The 5,713-nt window shown below is 53.4% G+C and carries 2 tRNA genes and 3 rRNA genes; all 5 read right to left on the reverse strand.

The features are described 5' to 3' along the window. Positions 1-297: 297 nt before the first annotated feature. The 5 genes from rrf to XcyCFBP4188_RS22005 all read right to left on the reverse strand — a co-directional run bounded on the left by rrf (position 298) and on the right by XcyCFBP4188_RS22005 (position 5,506). Positions 298-412: ribosomal RNA gene (gene rrf, locus XcyCFBP4188_RS21985) — 5S ribosomal RNA — on the reverse strand. Positions 413-585: 173 nt separating this feature from the next. After that, positions 586-3,468 (reverse strand): 23S ribosomal RNA (locus XcyCFBP4188_RS21990). Positions 3,469-3,695: 227 nt separating this feature from the next. Next, a tRNA-Ile gene (locus XcyCFBP4188_RS21995) sits at positions 3,696-3,772 on the reverse strand. A gap of 19 nt (positions 3,773-3,791) precedes the next feature. Beyond that, positions 3,792-3,867: transfer RNA gene (locus tag XcyCFBP4188_RS22000), tRNA-Ala, on the reverse strand. Positions 3,868-3,959: 92 nt separating this feature from the next. Further along, a 16S ribosomal RNA gene (locus tag XcyCFBP4188_RS22005) occupies positions 3,960-5,506 on the reverse strand. Together the 16S, 23S and 5S rRNA genes with 2 tRNA genes alongside form the textbook arrangement of a ribosomal RNA operon. Between the last annotated feature and the right edge of the window lie 207 nt (positions 5,507-5,713).

The raw sequence follows: 5,713 nt of genomic DNA on the forward strand, positions 1-5,713 counted from the left end.
AATAGGCGAGGCCGGCGATGTTGCCGACGTGACGGATATGGTGGCGGAGCCAGATAAACCCAAATCTCGTGTTAGCCAGATCTACGCTTGGACGTCAGTATGCTTGACGCGGTTTTCGTCCAGACCCGCTTCGCCGATGTTCAAACGCAGCGGGGATCAGAGCGACATTTGCAGATTTTTCTGTCGCCTTCCTGTCAACTTTCGGTTCCCGCCTCGGCCTCGGCCTCGGAGTATCGCGCCGAGTTTTAGGCAAAAAGAAACCCCCCATCCTGTTGGATGGAGGGTTTCGGGTAAAGCCCCTGGCGATGACCTACTCTCGCATGGCTTGAGCCACACTACCATCGGCGCAGCTGCGTTTCACTTCCGAGTTCGGGATGGGATCGGGTGGTTCCACAGCGCTAATTTCACCAGGGAGACGGTTGGAGAGTCGCCGATATTTGCTTCTCTTCAAAAGTCTGCACAAGGATGTGCAGGCTCTTGCGAAGGGAAGCGCATACAGCGCTCGTCTCGCATAGTTAACTTGTGACGTAGCTTGCGTTTGCGGATCTACCAACGTTCGTTGGGACCAAGGCAACTTGAGGTTATATGGTCAAGCCGCACGGATCATTAGTATCAGTTAGCTCAATACATTGCTGTACTTACACACCTGACCTATCAACCACATAGTCTATATGGTTCCTTTAGGGGGCTTGTGCCCCGGGAAGTCTCATCTTGAGGCGCGCTTCCCGCTTAGATGCTTTCAGCGGTTATCGCTTCCGAACATAGCTACCCGGCAATGCCACTGGCGTGACAACCGGAACACCAGAGGTTCGTCCACTCCGGTCCTCTCGTACTAGGAGCAGCCCCTCTCAAACTTCCAACGCCCATGGCAGATAGGGACCGAACTGTCTCACGACGTTCTGAACCCAGCTCGCGTACCACTTTAAATGGCGAACAGCCATACCCTTGGGACCGACTACAGCCCCAGGATGTGATGAGCCGACATCGAGGTGCCAAACACCGCCGTCGATATGAACTCTTGGGCGGTATCAGCCTGTTATCCCCGGAGTACCTTTTATCCGTTGAGCGATGGCCCTTCCATACAGAACCACCGGATCACTAAGACCTACTTTCGTACCTGCTTGATCCGTCGATCTTGCAGTCAAGCACGCTTATGCCTTTGCACACAGTGCGCGATGTCCGACCGCGCTGAGCGTACCTTCGTGCTCCTCCGTTACTCTTTAGGAGGAGACCGCCCCAGTCAAACTACCCACCATACACGGTCCCTGATCCGGATAACGGATCTAGGTTAGAACGTCAAGCACGACAGGGTGGTATTTCAAGGATGGCTCCACTGCAGCTAGCGCCACAGTTTCATAGCCTCCCACCTATCCTACACAGACGAACTCAACGTTCAGTGTAAAGCTATAGTAAAGGTTCACGGGGTCTTTCCGTCTTGCCACGGGAACGCTGCATCTTCACAGCGATTTCAATTTCACTGAGTCTCGGGTGGAGACAGCGCCGCTGTCGTTACGCCATTCGTGCAGGTCGGAACTTACCCGACAAGGAATTTCGCTACCTTAGGACCGTTATAGTTACGGCCGCCGTTTACTGGGGCTTCGATCAAGAGCTTTGCCTTGCGGCTGACCCCATCAATTAACCTTCCAGCACCGGGCAGGCGTCACACCCTATACGTCCACTTTCGTGTTTGCAGAGTGCTGTGTTTTTGATAAACAGTCGCAGCGGCCTGGTTTCTGCGACCCTCTTCAGCTATAGCTCGCATGAGCCACCAAAAAGGGTGCACCTTCTCCCGAAGTTACGGTGCCATGTTGCCTAGTTCCTTCACCCGAGTTCTCTCAAGCGCCTGAGAATTCTCATCCTACCCACCTGTGTCGGTTTACGGTACGGTCTTCGTGAGCTGAAGCTTAGGAGCTTTTCCTGGAAGCGTGGTATCAGTGACTTCGCCATAAAGGCTCGTCTCGGTGCTCGGTCTTAAAGGATCCCGGATTTGCCAAAGATCCAAACCTACCGCCTTTCCCCGGGACAACCAACGCCCGGTACACCTAACCTTCTCCGTCCCTCCATCGCACTCACGCGAGGTGCAGGAATATTAACCTGCTTCCCATCGACTACGGCTTTCGCCCTCGCCTTAGGGACCGACTAACCCTGCGTCGATTAACGTTGCGCAAGGAAACCTTGGGCTTTCGGCGTGCGGGCTTTTCACCCGCATTATCGTTACTCATGTCAGCATTCGCACTTCCGATACCTCCAGCGGACTTCTCAATCCACCTTCGCAGGCTTACGGAACGCTCCTCTACCGCGCATAAAACCGAAGTTTTACGCACCCCAAGCTTCGGTTCACTGCTTAGCCCCGTTAAATCTTCCGCGCAGACCGACTCGACCAGTGAGCTATTACGCTTTCTTTAAAGGGTGGCTGCTTCTAAGCCAACCTCCTGGCTGTCTATGCCTTTCCACATCGTTTTCCACTTAGCAGTGAATTTGGGACCTTAGCTGTGGGTCTGGGTTGTTTCCCTTTTCACGACGGACGTTAGCACCCGCCGTGTGTCTCCCGGATAGTACGTACTGGTATTCGGAGTTTGCAATGGTTTGGTAAGTCGCGATGACCCCCTAGCCATAACAGTGCTCTACCCCCAGTAGTATTCGTCCGAGGCGCTACCTAAATAGCTTTCGAGGAGAACCAGCTATCTCCGGGTTCGATTAGCTTTTCACTCCTAATCACAGCTCATCCCCGTCTTTTGCAACAGACGTGGGTTCGGGCCTCCAGTACCTGTTACGGCACCTTCACCCTGGCCATGACTAGATCACCCGGTTTCGGGTCTACTGCCCGCGACTATGCGCCCTTATCAGACTCGGTTTCCCTTCGCCTCCCCTATACGGTTAAGCTTGCCACGAACAGTAAGTCGCTGACCCATTATACAAAAGGTACGCAGTCACTCTTGCGAGCTCCTACTGCTTGTACGCACACGGTTTCAGGATCTATTTCACTCCCCTCTCCGGGGTTCTTTTCGCCTTTCCCTCACGGTACTGGTTCACTATCGGTCGGTCAGGAGTATTTAGCCTTGGAGGATGGTCCCCCCATATTCAGACAGGGTTTCACGTGCCCCGCCCTACTCGTCTTCACTGGAGTGGCCCTTTTAAGTACAGGGCTATCACCTTCTATGGCCAATCTTTCCAGATTGTTTTTCTAAAGCCATTCCAGCTTAAGGGCTGTTCCCCGTTCGCTCGTCACTACTTAGGGAATCTCGGTTGATTTCTTTTCCTCCGGTTACTTAGATATTTCAGTTCACCGGGTTCGCTTCCAGCAGCTATGAATTCACTGCAGGATACTGCCGAAGCAGTGGGTTTCCCCATTCGGATATTGCCGGATCAAAGCTTGTTGCCAGCTCCCCGACACTTTTCGCAGGCTACCACGTCCTTCATCGCCTCTGACCGCCTAGGCATCCACCGTGTGCGCTTATTCGCTTGACCATATAACCCCAAGTTGCCTCGAAGTTACATGTCGTGTTGTGTGGGGTACAAAGCCACCAACGCGAACATACGACTCAATTATTTAGGGACTCGAAGTCCCCGCCTTAGCCTCAACGACACGTTTAGATAGATATCTCAAACGCTCGCTACGTCACAAGTTATAAAAGAACATGTCTCAGCCTCAACGCTGATCCATATAAATTCTTAAGTGTGCACTACATTCAGAGTGGTGGGTCTGGGTAGACTCGAACTACCGACCTCACCCTTATCAGGGGTGCGCTCTAACCACCTGAGCTACAGACCCGAAGTCTTTTCACTCAATATGGTGGAGCCTGTCGGGATCGAACCGACGACCCCCTGCTTGCAAAGCAGGTGCTCTCCCAGCTGAGCTAAGGCCCCAAAAGGGACTTCGCATACCGACCTGTGCCGGTATGAATCTCTGAATGCAGGTAATTTGTGAGGACGCCCGCAAGACGATGACGTCATGCTCAAAAGGAGGTGATCCAGCCGCACCTTCCGATACGGCTACCTTGTTACGACTTCACCCCAGTCATCGGCCACACCGTGGCAAGCGCCCTCCCGAAGGTTAAGCTACCTGCTTCTGGTGCAACAAACTCCCATGGTGTGACGGGCGGTGTGTACAAGGCCCGGGAACGTATTCACCGCAGCAATGCTGATCTGCGATTACTAGCGATTCCGACTTCATGGAGTCGAGTTGCAGACTCCAATCCGGACTGAGATAGGGTTTCTGGGATTGGCTTACCCTCGCGGGTTTGCAGCCCTCTGTCCCTACCATTGTAGTACGTGTGTAGCCCTGGTCGTAAGGGCCATGATGACTTGACGTCATCCCCACCTTCCTCCGGTTTGTCACCGGCGGTCTCCTTAGAGTTCCCACCATTACGTGCTGGCAACTAAGGACAAGGGTTGCGCTCGTTGCGGGACTTAACCCAACATCTCACGACACGAGCTGACGACAGCCATGCAGCACCTGTCTCACGGTTCCCGAAGGCACCAATCCATCTCTGGAAAGTTCCGTGGATGTCAAGACCAGGTAAGGTTCTTCGCGTTGCATCGAATTAAACCACATACTCCACCGCTTGTGCGGGCCCCCGTCAATTCCTTTGAGTTTCAGTCTTGCGACCGTACTCCCCAGGCGGCGAACTTAACGCGTTAGCTTCGATACTGCGTGCCAAATTGCACCCAACATCCAGTTCGCATCGTTTAGGGCGTGGACTACCAGGGTATCTAATCCTGTTTGCTCCCCACGCTTTCGTGCCTCAGTGTCAGTGTTGGTCCAGGTAGCCGCCTTCGCCACGGATGTTCCTCCCGATCTCTACGCATTTCACTGCTACACCGGGAATTCCGCTACCCTCTACCACACTCTAGTGACCCAGTATCCACTGCAATTCCCAGGTTGAGCCCAGGGCTTTCACAACAGACTTAAACCACCACCTACGCACGCTTTACGCCCAGTAATTCCGAGTAACGCTTGCACCCTTCGTATTACCGCGGCTGCTGGCACGAAGTTAGCCGGTGCTTATTCTTTGGGTACCGTCAGAACAATCGGGTATTAACCGACTGCTTTTCTTTCCCAACAAAAGGGCTTTACAACCCGAAGGCCTTCTTCACCCACGCGGCATGGCTGGATCAGGCTTGCGCCCATTGTCCAATATTCCCCACTGCTGCCTCCCGTAGGAGTCTGGACCGTGTCTCAGTTCCAGTGTGGCTGATCATCCTCTCAGACCAGCTACGGATCGTCGCCTTGGTGGGCCTTTACCCCGCCAACTAGCTAATCCGACATCGGCTCATTCAATCGCGCGAAGCCCGAAGGTCCTCCGCTTTCACCCGTAGGTCGTATGCGGTATTAGCGTAAGTTTCCCTACGTTATCCCCCACGAAAGAGTAGATTCCGATGTATTCCTCACCCGTCCGCCACTCGCCACCCATAAGAGCAAGCTCTTACTGTGCTGCCGTTCGACTTGCATGTGTTAGGCCTGCCGCCAGCGTTCACTCTGAGCCAGGATCAAACTCTTCACTTAAAATTACATGTCCGAAGACAAATTACTTTAGCTGCAGAAGTTCAACCACTGACAACTTATCGCTTGCAAAGCAATTAATATGTTGCTTTTTGATTAAACGTCTGCAAGATGGACAATCATCCTTCCTGCAGGCGTCCGCACAAATTACCTGCGCACACTGTCAAAGAACATTGGGAAGTGGCCTCAGCGCCGTTCCCGTCAGCTTCG

It is taken from the genome of Xanthomonas hortorum pv. cynarae, assembly GCF_002939985.1.
Classification (GTDB): Bacteria; Pseudomonadota; Gammaproteobacteria; order Xanthomonadales; family Xanthomonadaceae; genus Xanthomonas; species Xanthomonas hortorum_D.